Genomic DNA, 16,390 nt, shown 5'->3' on the forward strand with positions numbered 1-16,390 from the left:
CGCCCCTGCTATCAAGTTTTTAACCATAAATTACAAATTTAAGTTTTATTATTAATATAATTTAACCACATTTGTTCGTAAGCAGTCTCCATTTCCCGGGTAAATTGTTTCCCATTCCATAACGGAGCCGTTTGTCGATTTTTGATCAATTTCCAAGAAATTTGACTTCGCAAATTTTCATCTGTTCCTAACTTAATCCCCCATTGTACATATTCCTCATCTGTCCAAGCAATTCCCTCGGTAATTCCCGCATTGATCATCATGGTATAACTATTTCGGGCTGAAAATTGTTGTCCGACTAGAGTTACCATCGGAATCCCCATCCATAGAGTTTCCATTGTCGTTGTTGCGCCGTTATACGGGTAAGTATCCAGTACCACATCAGCAATGGCTAAATTAGCGCGATGGACGGCTTCTGTAGGTGACGACGGGAGTAGTTTTAAGCGATCGCAATCTACCCCCAGAGCGTCAGCAATTTCAGCATAAAAAGTTTTGAGTGATTTTTGATCGGCTACTCCTTTAATAATAAAATAACTATTAGGAACAGCTTTGAGAATTTCTAATTGTAATTGGGCGGTGTGGGGATGATATTTATATCCCCGTTGAGCCGTAAAATAAATAATAGCATCACTGGGAATATCCAACTGATCTCGGCGAACATTAGGAATACCGACTTCAAAGCCATCAACAGCTAAATAAGTTTGAGGGAGACGCCAAATTTTTTCACTGTAATAACTTTGAGCATCTTCAGCTAACACATAAGGGTCAGCAATATAATAATCAATCGTGGGAATTTCAGACGCATCCCAGCCCAACCAAGTTACCTGCACCGGTGCAGGTTTAACGGCCATAGCCTCAGAAGTTGTTGTCAAAGTCAGACTATCAAGATCAATTAAAATATCAATTTCATCTTCATCAATTTTGTCTGCCGCTTCGAGACCACTAAAGTCTAATTTACGAACGTTTTCAATATTATTAACATACCACTCTTGTACTTGATTGTAATTATAATGATCATAACAAATAAAATAACCATAAATTTCAAACTTCTCTTTGTTATGATATTGAAATAGCCACCGCGCCAGCCACCCCACGGAATGGGTACGAAAACAATGGGAAATATATCCGATTTTTAAGCGTCGCTCAACATAAGTCTGGTTTAAACGGGTAGTTTGTCGGTTGCGATATCGTTCTATTTGTTCTTTAGCATAGTTTTCTATATTTAATTGAGCCAGGTTAGAAACTTGACTTCTTAGCCTGGTATTTTCTTGAGGATTATCTTCAAAGTAGGGGAAAAAAAACATTGTATTAAATAATCTAATTGTCTCCACTTGCGATAAATCTGTTGGCTGTTCCTCTAGTAACACTTTTAATAAGTCTTTTTGCTGTTCAGTGGCTTCAGCAAATTCTTTCCAGTAGCCCCCAGCACTCATCAATCCCCGAATAATGAGGTGGATGGCAAAAAATTTTGCGGCTAAATTTGTAGTTATAGAAAAATAGAGTTTAGCGGCTTGTATTCCCTGGTCAAAACGGTTGCTATCTTGATAGACAGAAGCACTAAAACAGAGTAACTCAGGATGTTCAGGAGCTAAACGCAAACCCAGTTCAGTAAATTTGGCGGCGGTACTGAGTTGTTTGGCTGAGTGAGCCATTTTATACACAAAAGGAATGATCAGTTGATTAATAAAGATATCGGTGTTCTGAATATGAACTAAACTAGCTTCTGTTAAATTCAGGGATGAAGTGAGTAAGGGAGCGCTATCTACAACACTTTTAATGACTTCGAGTAATAATTCTGAATCTACCGTTGCGGATTCTTGTTTGAGCAACTCCAGCAAACCTAACTCAATGGGTTCTCGACCGGTGTAGGTTCGTAAACAGATTGATAATCCGGTTAAATGCACAAGATTATTAATATCTGTCGGCTTAATTTCTCGGATATGTTGTCGAATTGCCCAAGCTACAGCATAGTCTTCTAAGTCTAACCGTCGTCGCTCGGCTTCGGTTTCCAAGACTTGAATTAATTCTTGAGTCCATTCCTCTATCTGTTCTGGCTCCCCATCAGCCATCCCAAATAACCAAGTGGTTTGTGCCTCTGCTTCTTGCCCCTGTAATAGCAATACCAATCCTAAATGCCAATAGTGGGATTTTATTTCCGGTTGGACTTCAATCGCTTGTTCATAGAGCTTTTCAGCCTCAGTATAATTATTTTTTAATAACAATTGTTCAGCTTTTTCTTGCCAATCCGATGTCATAGATAGTAAATCTTGAGCAACCATATCATCCTATTTAATCAGATAATAAAAAATACATACAACAAAGCAGGTAGAAATAACAACTCCACCTGCTTATTGTTTTTAACAAGGAAATTCCTTCAACCTGACAGTTACTATTTCGTTACGACAGTCATGGCAGTTCCACAACCTACAACAGTTCCATCATTGGTCGTAGCAACAGGATTTCCTGGGACAGTTGTTTCACAAAGTACACTCTGGGCTGTCTTGGCATCACTGCCTGTAACCAGCACTAATCCAACACCACCAGCATACCCTTTCAAAGCTGAACTGTTAATAGGTGTGGCAAGACTACCGACGTTACTTGCTGTAGTAGCACTAATTGAATAGTTATAGTTAGAGGTTTGTGTTTTGAGGCCAATTCCCAGTTGCGTGACATCAGATCCAAAACCATTATTTTCGACAAAGTAGGCTTGCTGACCTTTGTTAATGGAAGAAATATACTGTTTCCCTTCGGATTGTTTGGCTTTGTTAGCTTGGCTGAGGAAGGAAGGCAGGGCGATCGCAGCCAAAATACCGATAATGATGATAACAACTAACAGTTCAATTAAGGTGAAACCTTCTTCTTTTTTTCTATTAGAAACGTATTGCAGGAATTTTGCTTTAAATTCAGTCTTCATAGTCTTTTCTCCGTTTGGGGGGATGTTTAACTTTTTATCTGGTATTTCTAACTTACCCACCAGGTGGAAAGTTCATATCACCTCAACAAAAATTTTTTTCAATTTGATCCTGAACGCTCCAAAAGCACATACAGAAAGCCATCCAGAAGGATTAGGACTTCTTTAACCTGCTGTAATGCCCTCTGGCCAGTAATAGGTTCTAGGGTAACTGAATCTACAGAATAGATTTGCTGCCAACGTTCTGCCAGGAACAGTACCGTCTGTCCTCCACTCCACAAGGGCAGCAAGCAGTCTGCCTGACTACTCTCAAGAATAATAGGTATCGGAGTGGGTAACTTCACATATTGGCTAATTTCATAAGGTCTATAGGTTTTGATAGATTCAATTAAGTCTGTTTTAGCTTGATCGGTTCTCAGTTGGGGATGTAAATGAACTTGTGCGGTTTGCCAGTTGGCTTCAGTCCATTCACCAACCGGGACAATACACTCCTGCTCAGAATGACCACACCAAAAATCCAATAATCGATGGACAGGATGAATCAACTCAAATAAATGCAACTGCTCCTCCACCGATGCTTCTGGTAAACTTAAGGCTAGAAAGCCAGGTAAGTGCCCAGGCTCATTGAATAAATCCATTAGTTCCCATTGTTGCCATTTCACCATACTCAGAAACTGTAAATCAGTTGCTTTCAAAACAGCAAAAACCTCTGGTATTGTATAGCCTTTATCCCCTTGTAATAAGTAATTAGCAAGCAACCATTCTTCATTTTTATAACCTGGCGTATTCCAAGTTTGAGCTTTCAGTAAAACTTCATTTTTGATAGAATTTATAGTATCTCTGGCTACCTCTGCCTGAAGTTCTTGAGAAGATTCATCCATCACTCCCATCATCTTAAATAACGATTGCGCCCGAAAATAATTTGCTCTTTGATGTAAACTATGTAGATTGGCTCTAATAATGCCCTGTGGTTTTAAAACCTGTTTTATCGCTTGCATCGAATTGAATAAATTCGGGCACAGATAAAGAACTTCATCCGCATTAACATAATCAAACTGATAACCCAGTTGAGGTAAGTCTTCTATTGACAATACATGAAATTCAGCATTTTCAAACCCATGAAACTTTAAACGCTGTCGGGCTAGTTCTACCGATTGTTCAGAAATATCAATCCCAACAATTTTAGCCCCAGGATTGGCTTCGGCTAAGACTAAGGACTTATATCCGCTTCCACACCCAGCATCTAAAATTAGTTTACCTTCTGTATTAATTAATTTTTTATATTTCAAATAATAAGGGGTGACTAAATTATGAATAAACAGTAATTCATATTCATTTTTAGGGGATTTATCTAAAGGAATTCTCGGATAAGGCGCTGAATCAAACTGCTGACGAATTTTTTTTAATAATTCAGGATTTTGATTTTCCATAATATTTTTCTGTAAAAATATGTTTTTTTCTTAATTAAAAGCTAACAAAGTCATTATCGATTTTATCATTAAATTCAACTAGGAACTATTTTTTTACATCCATTTTAAAGCGATCGCTCTAACAGGATATACAAAAATGGTTCCAGATCACTAAGCAGTTCTTTCACTTGCTCAAAAGCCATCTGATCACTAATCAATTCAAGTGTTACAGAATCTACAGGTTGGATCTGTTTCCATCCTTCCACCAAAGACATGACAGACTGTTCACCCTCCCACAACGGCAGTAAACAAGCGGCGCGACTACTCTCGAGATGGATGTTAACCAGTGTGGGCAACTTGACATACTGGCTAATTTCATAAGGTTGATGGGTATTAATACATTGAATCAGGTCTTCCTGGGCTTGAATAGTTCTCAGTTGAGGGTGCAAATAAACTCTTGCGGTTTGCCAGTCCCTATCCTCCCAATCTGAAACCGGAACACCGGACATATTATCATTAGGATGACCGCACCAAAAATCCAATAACCGATGAATTGGATGTAACAATTCATAGAAATGTAAGCGTTCTTCGATGGACAATTCCGGCAAGCTGAGGGCTAGAAAGGCAGGTAAATTTTCTGGGTCTTCAAATAAATCTAAGGGCTCCCAGTGTCGCCAAGAAACCATACTAATAAACTCTAAATCAACCGTTCTGAGCGCTGAAAATAAATCAGGAATCGTATAACCTTTGTCTCCCTGAAATAAATAGTTCATTAACACCCATTCTTTTTCATTTATTTTTTCAGGTTTATAGGTTTGGGACTTTAATAAAACTTGATTTTTAAAAGATTTCATTAGTTCACCGATGAAGTTAATTTCTAACTCCGTCGGGTTTCCATCCATTAATCCAATTCTGCTAAATAGGGATTGTGCCCGAAAGTAATTAACTCGCTGAAATGCACTATGAAGATTTGTTCTAATCATTCCCTCTGGCTTCAATACTGACTTCATTGCCTTTAGAGGGACTGTAATATCAGGGAATAAATAGAGAGATTCATCATGATTAATGTAATCAAACTGATAACCGAGTTGAGGTAAATCTTCTATTGGTAATACATGAAATTCTGTATTGTCAAAGCCATGATATTCTAACCGTTTACGAGCCAGTTCTACCGATTGTTCAGAAATATCAATGGCAACAATCTTAGCCCCAGGATTGGCTTCGGCTAAGACTAAGGACTTATATCCCGTTCCACACCCAGCATCTAAAATAACTTTTCCTTCTGTGTTAATAACTGTTTTATATTTGAGATAATAAGGCGTGACTAAATTATGAATAAACAGCAATTCATAATCAGTTTTCGGTGATTGTTCTAAGGGGATTCTCGGATAAGGTTCTGAATCAAACTGTTGACGAATTTTTTTTAATAATTCAGGATCGTGATTTTCCATGATAGTTTTTTCTGTTAATTATAGTAGTCGAAATAGGGATTTTTTTACTTGAATACATCTAAGAACCTGCTCATTTCCCTTATAGGTGGTTCAGATAGGAACTGTTTTTTGAACTAATTTTAAAGCGATCGCTCTAACAGAATATACAAAAATGGTTCCAGATCACTGAGTAATTCTTTTACTTGCTCAAAAGCCATCTGATCACTAATCAATTCTAAGGTAACGGGGTCTACAGGTTGGATCTGTTTCCATCGCTCCACTAAAGACATCATCGATTGTTTTCCCTCCCACAACGGCAGCAAACAGCTAGCCCGACGACTCTCAAGGTGCAAGGGGACAAGAGTTGGTAACTTGACATACTGACTAATTTCATAAGGTTGATGCGTGCGAATACATTCAATCAGGTCTTGCTTGGCTTGGTCGGTTTTGAACTGGGGATGTAAATAAACCGTTGCGGTTTCCCAGTCGGTTTGCGTCCAGTCGGAAATGTCCACAGTAGTTGTCTCTATGGGATGACCACACCAAAAATCCAATAATCGATGAACTGGATGTAACAATTCATAGAAATGTAAGCGATCTTCCATGGACAATTCAGGCAAACTAAGGGCTAAAAATGCAGGTAAATTTTCTGGATCTTCAAATAAATTTAAGGGTTCCCACTGTCGCCAATTGACCATGTTGATCATCTCTAACTCTGCCCTTTTTAACATTTCAAAGACTTGGGGAATTGTAAACCCTTTATCACCTTGCAAAAAGTAATTCATTAAAACCCATTCATCATTATCTTGTAAGCCTTTTTCCCAAGATTGTGATTTAAATAACACTTGATTTTTTAAAGATTGAATTGTTTCCCGGGCTATTGTGATTTCCATTTCCCCAGGGGTTCCTTCCATTAATCCCATCAGTTTAAAAAGGGACTGGGCTTTCAATAAATTAAAACGTCTGTATAAACTGTGGAGATTAGTTCTAATCATACCTACCGGTTTTAAAACCGACTTCATTGCCTTTAATGCCCTTACAATATCAGGCAATAAATAAAGCACTTCATCCGCATTAATATAATCAAATTGATAACCGAGTTGAGGTAAGTCTTCTATCGCCAACACATGAAATTCAGCATTTTCAAACCCATAAAACCTTAAACGTTGATGAGCTAATTCAACAGATTGTTCAGAAATATCAATCCCAACAATTTTAGCCCCCGGATTAGCTTCGGCTAGCACTAAGGATTTATATCCAGTTCCACACCCGGCATCTAAAATTACTTTGCCTTCTGTATTAATAACCTTCTGATATTTTAAATAATAGGAAGTGACCAAATTATGGATAAATAGCAATTCATAGTTATTTTTCGGGTTGTCTTCTAAGGGAATTCTAGGATAGGGTGCTGAGTCAAACTGTTGACGAATTTTTTCTAATAATTCGGGGTCTTGATTTTGCATTGGTATTTCTCAAGTAAACTATTAAATAATCATTTAAGCTCTAATTCGAGGGAACTTATTGACTTCCCAATTTGGGAAAAGGAAACGGCGCTTTCGTAGGAGCGGGTTCGAGTCCATCTCAAATACCCACAAACAATCTACCAAAACCCGCCCTGATCTCATCCCTAAATTCACGATTAATGGAAATTAATGCTGGGGTGGGGCGGGTTTTTAACGGTGATCTGTGAGCCTCAAAAATTGTTGCCGAACCCGCCCCTACAAATCGCTTGCGATCGCACCCTCTCTATTTATACAATGCCATCTATGGATAACAAAATTACATTTCTACTCAAAGTTCTACTCTTGTCCCTGGGACTATCGGTTTTGATTAAGTTCCTCGGCCCGTTGCTGGCAATTCCCACATCCTCAACCATTGCCCTAGTCGCCGTTTGCTTACCTTCGGTGATTCTAGCCTTATTATTCAGTTGGCGGCTTAGACAATATCCTCAACAGCCGGAATAGTTGGGCAAAAAATAGCCGATTGGGAGTGTCGCCCAGCCAGGTTTAATTGCGATAAACTATTAACAATAGAGAAGATTGATCAAAGGGCTATTATTTTTTGATCAGTGTAAAACATTACCACAGGAGTCAAGCCAACCCATGACACAAACGACTCAAGCCCCAACCCAAGGGGTTCAGATGACCGAATCAGCCATCAAACAAGTCCAATTTCTGCGGGAAAAGCAAGGAAAAGATCTGTGTCTGCGCGTCGGAGTCCGCCAGGGCGGTTGTTCTGGAATGTCCTATTTAATGGATTTTGCTGACCCTAGTACCATTCGAGAGGATGATGACGTGTTTGATTATGAGGGGTTTAAGGTCGTTTGCGATCGCAAAAGCCTACTCTACATTTACGGCCTAGTCCTCGATTATACGGATGCCCTAATTGGTGGCGGGTTTCAGTTTACCAATCCCCAAGCCACTCAAACCTGCGGTTGTGGTAAGTCCTTTGCCACCTAAGACTTGAGAAACCGGGTTTCTGGGATTAGAAGGAAATAGGGAAATCCCTCCTTAAAATCTTGTACCTTGTGCCATCTGGTTTTGGGTGTTTTTTATGCAGTTTGATGCAGCAAACCCGGGGCAGCAAAATCTTTTCCCCCAGTGTTGCCTGTTCCGGTGTTCCCTGCTGTATAATTGAAGATTGGCAATTTGCCATGGGTATAGATTTTGCGCTAAATAGCTCAGTCTATAGCCTATTGCCGTGTTTTAAATCTATAACAACTCATGACGACTCCAGAAGAATTATTTAAGGAAGGTTTTGAACGGTATCAAGCGGGGGAAGACCCGGAAACCTTGATTCCAGTGTTTAAGGATATTTGTGATCACGCCCCAAAAAATAGTAATGCTTGGACAAGTTTAGCTTGGTTATATCTATTAGTAGATAAACCGAAATTAGCCTATAACGCGGCAAAATCAGCCGTTAAACTCAATCCCCATGATCCCCAAGCGCGAGTGAATTTAGCCACGGCGATGTTGGAATTAGGGAAAACGGGGGTACGTTCCCACGTTGAACTCGCTAGTCAATTAGTATTAGTGGATACAGACTGGCAACAGGAATTAGCAAAGAATTTTGAAGATGGATTAACTCGCAAACCCGACTGGAAATCCTTAGCCCGAGTCAAACAATGGTTATTTGAAAGTTAGGGAACTTTTACCTAATTTTGCTGCTCTAATGAGCATAATTAGGTAAAAGTTCACAACAACTGAATGGATAATTTAATTCTTTAAACTGCTGTAAATCCACTAAAAACGGCTGAAAATGACTGAAAATCTATAAACTCCTAAAAAGTATTAAGAAAGCGCAACAAAAAATTACATAAGTTAACTAACAAAGACAAAAAATAGTGATACTATTTGGAAACTTCAGTCATTAACAATCAAAATCAGCCAGTCAAAAAACTTTTTGATAATAAATAAGGAGATGGGATCACTATGGATAGCCAAGTTTATGTCAAAGCCGAAACCCGTAACCACAAAGGCTTTTTTGTGAAACAAGGAGCCTATAAATTAAGAAATATTGATGAATCGGGTTGGGCATTGATCTGTGTTGATGACACCGTTTGTTATTACGTTGATCCCGATAATTTAGATACAGAAGATTCGGAGGAAACAGTCGAAGCGTGATGCAATTTGTCTTGAACAATCTTAGGATAAAAACTTTATACAAAAAAGTAAAAATACCTAATGAAAATGGCTGTCCCCAATTATTGGGACAGCTATTTTTTTATAGACATCACTTTTTAATTATTTCTGTTCCCAATTCGTAATTACCAATTCCCCACTATTAACGCTGATTCCGCAAACGGGGATTGAGAAAATCGTTTAATCCTTCTCCTAAGAGAGATAAACCAACGACCATGATGGTTAATGCTAAACCAGGGAATAAAGTTGTCCACCAAATTCCGGTGGGTAATGCTTCTAAGGCAATTCTTAAATCATGTCCCCATTCGGGAATTTCATCGGGTAAACCTAAGCCTAAAAATCCTAATCCCCCCAGGGTTAAAATGGCATCCGCCGCATTCAATGTAAATAATACCGGAACACTTTGGATCACATTTAAAAACAAATAACGGGTTAAAATTCTCCACGTACTTGCCCCTAAAGCTTGGGCGGCTTCAATAAATAATTCCGTTTTAACCGAAGTAGTATGATTGCGAACCACGCGATAATATTGAGGAATATAGGCTACACTCAGGGCGAGAGCCGCATTCAAAACCCCTTTTCCCACCACAAACGCTAAAGTAATCGAAAGTAATAATCCGGGTAACGTATAAATCGTATCCATTAAAAATAATAAAACCCGATCTATTTTCCCCCCTAAATATCCACTCACCATTCCCAATGGGACGCCGATTCCGACACTCAAAAGCGTTGCCAATAAGACGACTTGCCAAGCTACTTGAGTCCCAAATAATGTCCGAGAAAAGACATCATATCCTAAACGACTTGTTCCCAACCAATGTTGAAAAGATGGCGGTTGATGGATGGGGTTAGAAAGAAATTCCGTCGGACTTTGTATCCATCCCCAAGTCAAAAATAAAGGTGATAATACTGCTATTAATAGAAATAAAATTGTAATGACTAATCCACAAAAGGTCATAGCCGTTGATACCGAAGGAACCTGAAATCCCCTGAAAAGACGAAAAGATTGAACACGCATTGAATTTTTGAATATTGCATTTGAGATTAGAATAACCCAGATTAAGTTGATAAGCTATCATCCCAAAAGTCGCCTCGGGGCCTTAAACCCAGATTTTTGGTAAGCGGTAGACAAATTAAGAGTAGCTCCCCCAACCTACCCACCTCCCCCTACCCCCTAATTTCTGTAACGGTTCTTTACGACTGCTATAGACAAGGGCAACATCAGTGTTACGATGCCCTAAAAACATAATTTGAGTGATATTCCTATGGCAGAAGCACTGACTGGAACACCACCAAAGTTTGGTGGCAGCACTGGTGGCTTATTAACAAAAGCCCTGGTTGAAGAAAAATACGCGATCACCTGGACTAGCAGCAAAGAACAGGTGTTTGAAATGCCCACAGGTGGCGCAGCAATTATGAACCAAGGGGAAAACCTGCTGTATTTAGCCCGCAAGGAACAGTGTCTAGCTTTAGGCGCTCAACTGCGGTCAAAATTCAAACCCAAAATCGACAACTATAAAATCTATCGGGTTTTCCCCAACGGCGAAACTGAATACCTGCATCCCAAAGATGGCGTTTTCCCTGAAAAAGTCAACGAAGGACGCGAAGCTGTCAACACCGTTAGTCACAATATTGGTAGCAATGTTGATCCAGTTAAAGTCAAATTCACAGGTAAAAGCACCTCTGACGTTTAGACCGATCAGGTGCAATTAACCAGGGCAATGCCCTAAACATATTAGGATGGAGGATAGTTTATTCTTGCCTTCATCCTTTATTTTTTATTGTTCGCCATTAGTCGCTATGATTTTTCCAGATTTCTCCCAATTTACTCAACTGGCTTCCACAGGAAATTTTATTCCGGTCTATCAAGAATGGGTGGCTGATTTAGATACTCCGGTTTCGGCTTGGTATCGGGTTTGTGCCAATCAACCCTATAATTTTCTCTTGGAATCGGTTGAAGGCGGAGAAACCATCGGGCGTTATAGTTTTTTGGGGTGTGATCCGGTTTGGATTTTAGAAGCTCATGGCGACCACACGGTACAAAAATGGCGAGATGGAACAATTCAAGAATTTACAGGCGATCCCTTCCAAGCCCTACAAGACTGTTTACAACCCTATCATCCGGTAAAATTGCCCCAGTTACCCGCCGGAATTGGGGGATTATTTGGCTTTTGGGGTTATGAATTAATTCAGTGGATCGAGTCCCGCGTCCCGGTATATTCCCCCAATTCCGATAATTTACCCGATGGGTTATGGATGCAGGTTGATAATTTATTAATCTTTGATCAGGTTAAACGGAAAATTTGGGCGATCGCCTATGCCGATACTCGGAATACGGATTTAGAAACGGCCTATCAACAGGCGAGCGATCGGGTCAAACAATTAGTAGCTAAATTACAATCCCCATTATCCCCCCAAAATACCCTTTTAGAATGGACTCCCCCCGATCAACAACCGCCTTTAAATTATATTAGTAATGTTTCCCAGGAGCAATTTTGCACCAATGTAGAAAAAGGCAAACAATATATTAAAGCCGGGGATATCTTTCAAGTGGTTTTATCCCAAAGATTAACGGCTGAATATTCCGGCGATCCCTTTTCCCTTTATCGTTCTTTAAGGTTAATTAATCCATCTCCTTATATGGCTTATTTTAACTTTGGAAACTGGCAATTAATCGGTTCTAGTCCCGAAGTTATGGTGAAAGCGGACAAAAACCCAGAAGGAAAATTGATCACCACCGTCCGTCCCATTGCGGGTACTCGCCGCCGTGGTCAAAGCCATCAAGAAGATCAGGCGTTAGGGGAAGATTTATTAAAAGACCCTAAAGAAGTCGCGGAACACATTATGTTAGTCGATTTGGGACGGAATGATTTGGGTCGGGTTTGTCGGATGGGAACAGTTAAAGTTGATGAATTAATGGTAATTGAACGCTATTCCCATGTGATGCACATTGTGAGTAATGTGATTGGAGAATTAGCAGAAAATAAAACCGCTTGGGATCTTTTAAAAGCCTGTTTTCCCGCCGGGACTGTGAGCGGCGCGCCGAAAATTCGGGCGATGGAAATTATCCATGAATTAGAAGGGTGTCGTCGCGGCCCCTATTCCGGGGTTTATGGTTACTATGATTTTGAAGGACAACTCAATACTGCCATTACCATCCGCACGATGATTGTTCAAAACCAGGGTCAAGGGGAACATCGAGTTAGTGTGCAAGCGGGGGCGGGGATGGTAGCTGACTCCCAACCCGAAAAAGAATATGAGGAAACCCTGAATAAAGCCCGGGGGTTATTAGAAGCCATTCGTTGCTTGAAAGGGTGATATAGCGCTACTCATTAAGGTTGCAACATTTTATCGTAGGGGTTGGGTCTTCCAACCCTCTTGGCGCCTGGGTTGTCTGGACTTTAAAGTGGGCGAGAAGACCTCGCCCCTACAAACCCCTTTTAATGGGTGAATAAAGGTCATCTTTAGATGTCGTAGAGACGTGCCATGGCACGTCTCTACAGTGTGAATAGCCTCCCTACCTGCCAACACCTGCTAAACTGAGGTAGAAATTTTATGGTTTTGGATTATGTCTTCCACCACAACTCCCCTACCCCCAACTTTAGAACGGATTGTACAGCGTTTTAAACGGGCTTCTTCTAATAAATTACGTTATGAACAGTTAATTACCATTGCCCAAAAACTTCCTACCTTTCCAGAAGATCAGAAAATTCCTGATAATAAAGTTCCGGGTTGTGTGTCACAGGTTTATGTGATTGCTAACTTAGATGAACAGGGAAAAGTTCAGTTTCAGGGAGAATCTGATTCTCAATTAACTAAAGGATTAGTGGCTTTTTTGATTATGGGAATGAATGGAATGACTCCCACAGAAGTTGTTCAACTTGACCCGAGCTTTATTCAAGAAACTGGGTTACAAGCGAGTTTAACCCCTTCTCGCGCTAACGGTTTTTATAATATTTTCCAAACCTTCAAGAAAAAAGCTCAAAACTGTGACCCTAACCTTGATGCTGAAGTTTAAGGAATTAATGGATTAAAAATATAAACTGACTATGAATCAAGACTATTTGTGGATAGAAGCATTAAAATTTAATGCTCAAGGATTAATTCCAGCGATCGCTCAAGACGCAGAAGATGGTACGGTTTTAATGATGGCTTGGATGAATAAAGAATCTATTCAAAAAACCTTAGAAACTAAAGAAGTTCACTATTGGAGTCGTTCTCGTTCTGAATTATGGCACAAGGGAGCCACATCAGGACATATTCAAAAACTTAAATCATTATATTATGATTGTGATGCCGATACTCTATTATTAAAAATAGAACAAATTGGCGATATCGCTTGTCATACCGGGGCGAGAAGTTGTTTTTTTCAGGAAGTTAAAATTAATTGTTGACTGTTGACTGTTGAATGTTATCAGTTTAGAGATTAGAGATACACGAATAACTTTTTAACCGATATAGGCACGTTTATAGGAGTTAAGTGTAGACCCAATCTTCTTTCTATTCCCCATTCCCCATTCCCCATTCCCTATTCCTTGTTCCCTATAAAAAACATGGCTATCAAAATTTATAATACTCAAACTCGTCAAAAAGAAGATTTTCAACCCCTAGAAGCAGGACAGGTTAAAATGTATTGCTGCGGGGTGACGGTTTATGATTATTGCCATTTAGGTCATGCGAGATCCTATCTGGCTTGGGATATTGTGAGGCGCTATTTAGAATATAGTGGCTATAGGGTTAATTATATTCAGAATTTTACCGATATTGACGATAAGATTCTTAACCGGGCGAAATTAGAAAGCACCACAATGGATGTGGTTTCTAATAAATATATTCAAGCCTATTTTGAAGACATCCGGCGCTTGAATATTAGGGATGCAAATGCCTATCCCCGGGTGACGGAACATCTTCCCCAAATTATTCAATTAATTCAAGAATTAGAAGATCAAGGGATTGCCTATGCCGTGGATGGGGATGTTTACTATAGTGTAAAAGATTTTGCCGATTATGGCAAATTATCCGGCCGTCAACAGGAACAATTACAAGCGGGTGCGAGTGGTCGAATTTCCTCCTCCGACACTGATACAATAAAGAAGAAAGATCCCTCGGATTTTGCCCTCTGGAAAGCTGCAAAACTAGGGGAGCCAGCATGGGATTCACCTTGGGGAAAAGGTCGCCCTGGATGGCATATTGAGTGTTCAGCGATGGTGCGATCGCTATTAGGAAATACGATTGATATTCACGGCGGGGGCGGGGATTTGGTTTTCCCGCACCATGAGAATGAAATTGCTCAATCTGAAGCCGCAACCCATCAACCTTTAGCCCATTATTGGATGCACAATGGCATGGTTAGGGTGAGTGGGGAAAAGATGTCTAAATCCTTGGGAAATTTTACCACAATTCGCGGTTTGTTGGATAGTCCTTTGGATGCGATGGTGATTCGTTTATTCATTTTACAAGCCCATTATCGCAAACCCTTAGATTTTACCGATGAAGCGATCGCTTCGGCTGAAAATGGATGGAATACCTTAAAAGAGGGGTTATTATTTGGTAGCGAATACGGCGAGGAATTAGGCTTTAAACCCAATGAAAAAGCCCTAATTGATGTTGATGCTATTGGTCGGTTTAAAGAGGCAATGGATGATGATTTTAATACCCCGGAAGGGCTGGTGATTTTGTTTGAGTTGGCTAAGGAATTAAGACGCGATCGCAATATCCTAATTCATGGAGGCGATATTAATACCTCGACCGAACACTTACAGAAAACCTGGAAAACTTTAATAGAATTAGCCACGGTTTTTGGATTAGAAGCAAAACCGGAGGAAAGTCAGGAGTTAGGGTTAAGTGATAGTGAAATTGAAATATTAGTGCAGCAACGTTTAGAGGCAAAAAAAGCTAAAAATTTTGCAGAAAGCGATCGCATTCGAGATCAGTTAAAAGGGTTAGGAATTGCCTTAATTGATCAACCTGGAAATCAAACCATTTGGCATCGTTAATTAGGGTTGCTTTATCTAACTTGTTTGTGTTAAAATATAGCCAAAGGAGATTATTGTGTTAAAAAGTTATGAAGCAATTTATGAAAACGGTCAGGTGAAATGGCTATCAGAACAACCTCAAGTGAGTTCAGCGCGTATTATTGTGACCGTCTTAGAAGAAACGAAAATACCCCCAAAGCGTCGGATTCCTTCGGCTTTGATAGCTGGTAAAGCCAAAACTTTAGGAGATATTATTAGCCCTATTATCCATGAACAGGATTGGGAATGTCTGAAATAGTTGTTCTCGATACTCACATCTTGAGCAATATCTTTATTTCTGGAAACTAAAAACAAAGGTAAAAAAGATTGAAAACCACTTGAAGTCAAATTAAACTGTACTCTCAATAAATTGGATAATTCTTAATTTCTCACATCTGACTTAACCCAATTTTTGAGAGTAACAGCCTATTTTCTATTCCCTCCGGGATCACATTTTGCTAATAATTCGTTGGACGATTTCAACCCCAGTGACAGCTTGCCAAGCAAACAGTCCCAGGATGATCGTATTCAGGGTAATATGACTATATCTAGCCCAATTAACTCCTTTTTGCATATAGGGAGTTAAGGAGGCAGAAATCGCAATCATTCCGGTCATTCCCAGTCCCGCTAATAAGTGGGGGCCAACAAACAGTTTACCGTTGTTAATATAAGTGACACCCATCCCGCCAATACTTCCCAACACCATCAAAGCCAGCAAAACTGAACCGATTTGGTGATGTTTAATATTGAATTTTCCCTTAATTAACTCTTTTTTGGTGTCTCCGTCCGCTTCCCGGGTACGACGAATTTGTACCCCCAAATACATCGCATAAACAGATAATCCTAACAAAATCCACATCAACACCGGATGAAAGAAATTCAGCCAAGGTTTAATCGAGACTAGAATCGGCGAATCCATAATGTTCTCTCAGCAAGCCAAAAAACTTAATAAAACTTAGCATACACCAGTTGACAATCGCCCGTC

17 protein-coding genes are annotated in these 16,390 nt (G+C 39.7%); 10 read left to right on the forward strand and 7 right to left on the reverse strand.

What is annotated here, in order from left to right; all coding sequences use genetic code 11:
• Positions 1–38: 38 nt before the first annotated feature.
• The 5 genes from AC2D3N_RS21465 to AC2D3N_RS21485 all read right to left on the reverse strand — a co-directional run bounded on the left by AC2D3N_RS21465 (position 39) and on the right by AC2D3N_RS21485 (position 7,213).
• Positions 39–2,279: an O-linked N-acetylglucosamine transferase, SPINDLY family protein gene (locus AC2D3N_RS21465; RefSeq protein ID WP_484692087.1), complete on the reverse strand. Its 2,241-nt coding sequence runs from the start codon at positions 2,277–2,279 to the stop codon at positions 39–41.
• A gap of 110 nt (positions 2,280–2,389) precedes the next feature.
• The gene (locus AC2D3N_RS21470; RefSeq protein ID WP_484692088.1) at positions 2,390–2,914 is read right to left on the reverse strand and encodes a type IV pilin-like G/H family protein; all 525 of its coding nucleotides are present in this window, start codon (positions 2,912–2,914) and stop codon (positions 2,390–2,392) included.
• 98 nt (positions 2,915–3,012) lie between these two features.
• On the reverse strand, positions 3,013–4,341 hold the full coding sequence (locus AC2D3N_RS21475) for a class I SAM-dependent methyltransferase (RefSeq protein ID WP_484692089.1): 1,329 nt from the start codon (positions 4,339–4,341) through the stop codon (positions 3,013–3,015).
• Between the two features lie 104 nt (positions 4,342–4,445).
• On the reverse strand, positions 4,446–5,771 hold the full coding sequence (locus tag AC2D3N_RS21480) for a class I SAM-dependent methyltransferase (protein WP_484692090.1): 1,326 nt from the start codon (positions 5,769–5,771) through the stop codon (positions 4,446–4,448).
• Positions 5,772–5,890: 119 nt separating this feature from the next.
• Complete coding sequence (locus AC2D3N_RS21485) at positions 5,891–7,213, reverse strand: class I SAM-dependent methyltransferase (protein ID WP_484692091.1); 1,323 nt, start codon at positions 7,211–7,213, stop codon at positions 5,891–5,893.
• A gap of 303 nt (positions 7,214–7,516) precedes the next feature.
• On the opposite strand from AC2D3N_RS21485, the gene AC2D3N_RS21490 reads away from it, so the two are divergent.
• From AC2D3N_RS21490 to AC2D3N_RS21505, 4 genes are all read left to right on the forward strand, one after another.
• Entirely contained in the window at positions 7,517–7,714 is a 198-nt protein-coding gene (locus AC2D3N_RS21490; RefSeq protein WP_079678193.1) for a hypothetical protein, read from the forward strand.
• A gap of 138 nt (positions 7,715–7,852) precedes the next feature.
• Positions 7,853–8,209: a HesB/IscA family protein gene (locus tag AC2D3N_RS21495; protein WP_026788329.1), complete on the forward strand. Its 357-nt coding sequence runs from the start codon at positions 7,853–7,855 to the stop codon at positions 8,207–8,209.
• Between the two features lie 264 nt (positions 8,210–8,473).
• Positions 8,474–8,893 carry a tetratricopeptide repeat protein gene (locus AC2D3N_RS21500; protein WP_079678179.1) on the forward strand — a complete coding sequence of 140 codons (420 nt, stop codon included), beginning with the start codon at positions 8,474–8,476 and terminating at the stop codon, positions 8,891–8,893.
• A 288-nt stretch (positions 8,894–9,181) separates the two neighbouring features.
• A complete protein-coding gene (locus AC2D3N_RS21505; RefSeq protein ID WP_079678178.1) occupies positions 9,182–9,373 on the forward strand; it encodes a hypothetical protein in 192 nt (63 codons plus the stop codon).
• Between the two features lie 160 nt (positions 9,374–9,533).
• Here the strand turns inward: AC2D3N_RS21505 and AC2D3N_RS21510 are convergent, their stop codons facing one another.
• On the reverse strand, positions 9,534–10,409 hold the full coding sequence (locus tag AC2D3N_RS21510) for an ABC transporter permease (protein WP_079678177.1): 876 nt from the start codon (positions 10,407–10,409) through the stop codon (positions 9,534–9,536).
• A gap of 247 nt (positions 10,410–10,656) precedes the next feature.
• Between AC2D3N_RS21510 and psaD the strand changes: the two genes are divergently transcribed.
• From psaD to AC2D3N_RS21540, 6 genes are all read left to right on the forward strand, one after another.
• The gene (gene psaD / locus AC2D3N_RS21515; RefSeq protein WP_079678176.1) at positions 10,657–11,085 is read left to right on the forward strand and encodes a photosystem I reaction center subunit II PsaD; all 429 of its coding nucleotides are present in this window, start codon (positions 10,657–10,659) and stop codon (positions 11,083–11,085) included.
• Between the two features lie 106 nt (positions 11,086–11,191).
• Positions 11,192–12,709 carry an anthranilate synthase component I gene (gene trpE / locus AC2D3N_RS21520; RefSeq protein WP_484692092.1) on the forward strand — a complete coding sequence of 506 codons (1,518 nt, stop codon included), beginning with the start codon at positions 11,192–11,194 and terminating at the stop codon, positions 12,707–12,709.
• A 250-nt stretch (positions 12,710–12,959) separates the two neighbouring features.
• Positions 12,960–13,409, forward strand: coding sequence for a SufE family protein (locus tag AC2D3N_RS21525; protein ID WP_079678175.1), 450 nt, complete (start codon positions 12,960–12,962; stop codon positions 13,407–13,409).
• Between the two features lie 31 nt (positions 13,410–13,440).
• Positions 13,441–13,785 (forward strand): phosphoribosyl-AMP cyclohydrolase, encoded by a 345-nt coding sequence (gene hisI, locus AC2D3N_RS21530; protein WP_484692093.1) that lies wholly within the window; start codon positions 13,441–13,443, stop codon positions 13,783–13,785.
• A gap of 159 nt (positions 13,786–13,944) precedes the next feature.
• Positions 13,945–15,387 (forward strand): cysteine--tRNA ligase, encoded by a 1,443-nt coding sequence (cysS, locus tag AC2D3N_RS21535; RefSeq protein ID WP_484692094.1) that lies wholly within the window; start codon positions 13,945–13,947, stop codon positions 15,385–15,387.
• Positions 15,388–15,442: 55 nt separating this feature from the next.
• On the forward strand, positions 15,443–15,664 hold the full coding sequence (locus AC2D3N_RS21540) for a hypothetical protein (RefSeq protein WP_484692095.1): 222 nt from the start codon (positions 15,443–15,445) through the stop codon (positions 15,662–15,664).
• Between the two features lie 189 nt (positions 15,665–15,853).
• On the opposite strand, the gene AC2D3N_RS21545 is transcribed toward AC2D3N_RS21540, so the two are convergent.
• On the reverse strand, positions 15,854–16,324 hold the full coding sequence (locus AC2D3N_RS21545; protein WP_079678171.1) for a DUF4079 domain-containing protein: 471 nt from the start codon (positions 16,322–16,324) through the stop codon (positions 15,854–15,856).
• Positions 16,325–16,390: the final 66 nt, after the last annotated feature.

Source organism: Planktothrix sp. PLAVEN19ND, assembly GCF_057220675.1.

Coding starts and splice junctions, on each gene's coding strand:
- AC2D3N_RS21525 (WP_079678175.1), top strand. CDS start 12,960: ATGTCTTCCACCACAACTCCCCTACCCCCAACTTTAGAACGGATTGTA.
- AC2D3N_RS21500 (WP_079678179.1), top strand. CDS start 8,474: ATGACGACTCCAGAAGAATTATTTAAGGAAGGTTTTGAACGGTATCAA.
- cysS (WP_484692094.1), top strand. CDS start 13,945: ATGGCTATCAAAATTTATAATACTCAAACTCGTCAAAAAGAAGATTTT.
- AC2D3N_RS21475 (WP_484692089.1), bottom strand. CDS start 4,341: ATGGAAAATCAAAATCCTGAATTATTAAAAAAAATTCGTCAGCAGTTT.
- AC2D3N_RS21465 (WP_484692087.1), bottom strand. CDS start 2,279: ATGGTTGCTCAAGATTTACTATCTATGACATCGGATTGGCAAGAAAAA.
- AC2D3N_RS21470 (WP_484692088.1), bottom strand. CDS start 2,914: ATGAAGACTGAATTTAAAGCAAAATTCCTGCAATACGTTTCTAATAGA.
- AC2D3N_RS21505 (WP_079678178.1), top strand. CDS start 9,182: ATGGATAGCCAAGTTTATGTCAAAGCCGAAACCCGTAACCACAAAGGC.
- AC2D3N_RS21495 (WP_026788329.1), top strand. CDS start 7,853: ATGACACAAACGACTCAAGCCCCAACCCAAGGGGTTCAGATGACCGAA.
- AC2D3N_RS21480 (WP_484692090.1), bottom strand. CDS start 5,771: ATGGAAAATCACGATCCTGAATTATTAAAAAAAATTCGTCAACAGTTT.
- trpE (WP_484692092.1), top strand. CDS start 11,192: ATGATTTTTCCAGATTTCTCCCAATTTACTCAACTGGCTTCCACAGGA.
- psaD (WP_079678176.1), top strand. CDS start 10,657: ATGGCAGAAGCACTGACTGGAACACCACCAAAGTTTGGTGGCAGCACT.
- AC2D3N_RS21545 (WP_079678171.1), bottom strand. CDS start 16,324: ATGGATTCGCCGATTCTAGTCTCGATTAAACCTTGGCTGAATTTCTTT.
- hisI (WP_484692093.1), top strand. CDS start 13,441: ATGAATCAAGACTATTTGTGGATAGAAGCATTAAAATTTAATGCTCAA.
- AC2D3N_RS21510 (WP_079678177.1), bottom strand. CDS start 10,409: ATGCGTGTTCAATCTTTTCGTCTTTTCAGGGGATTTCAGGTTCCTTCG.
- AC2D3N_RS21490 (WP_079678193.1), top strand. CDS start 7,517: ATGGATAACAAAATTACATTTCTACTCAAAGTTCTACTCTTGTCCCTG.
- AC2D3N_RS21485 (WP_484692091.1), bottom strand. CDS start 7,213: ATGCAAAATCAAGACCCCGAATTATTAGAAAAAATTCGTCAACAGTTT.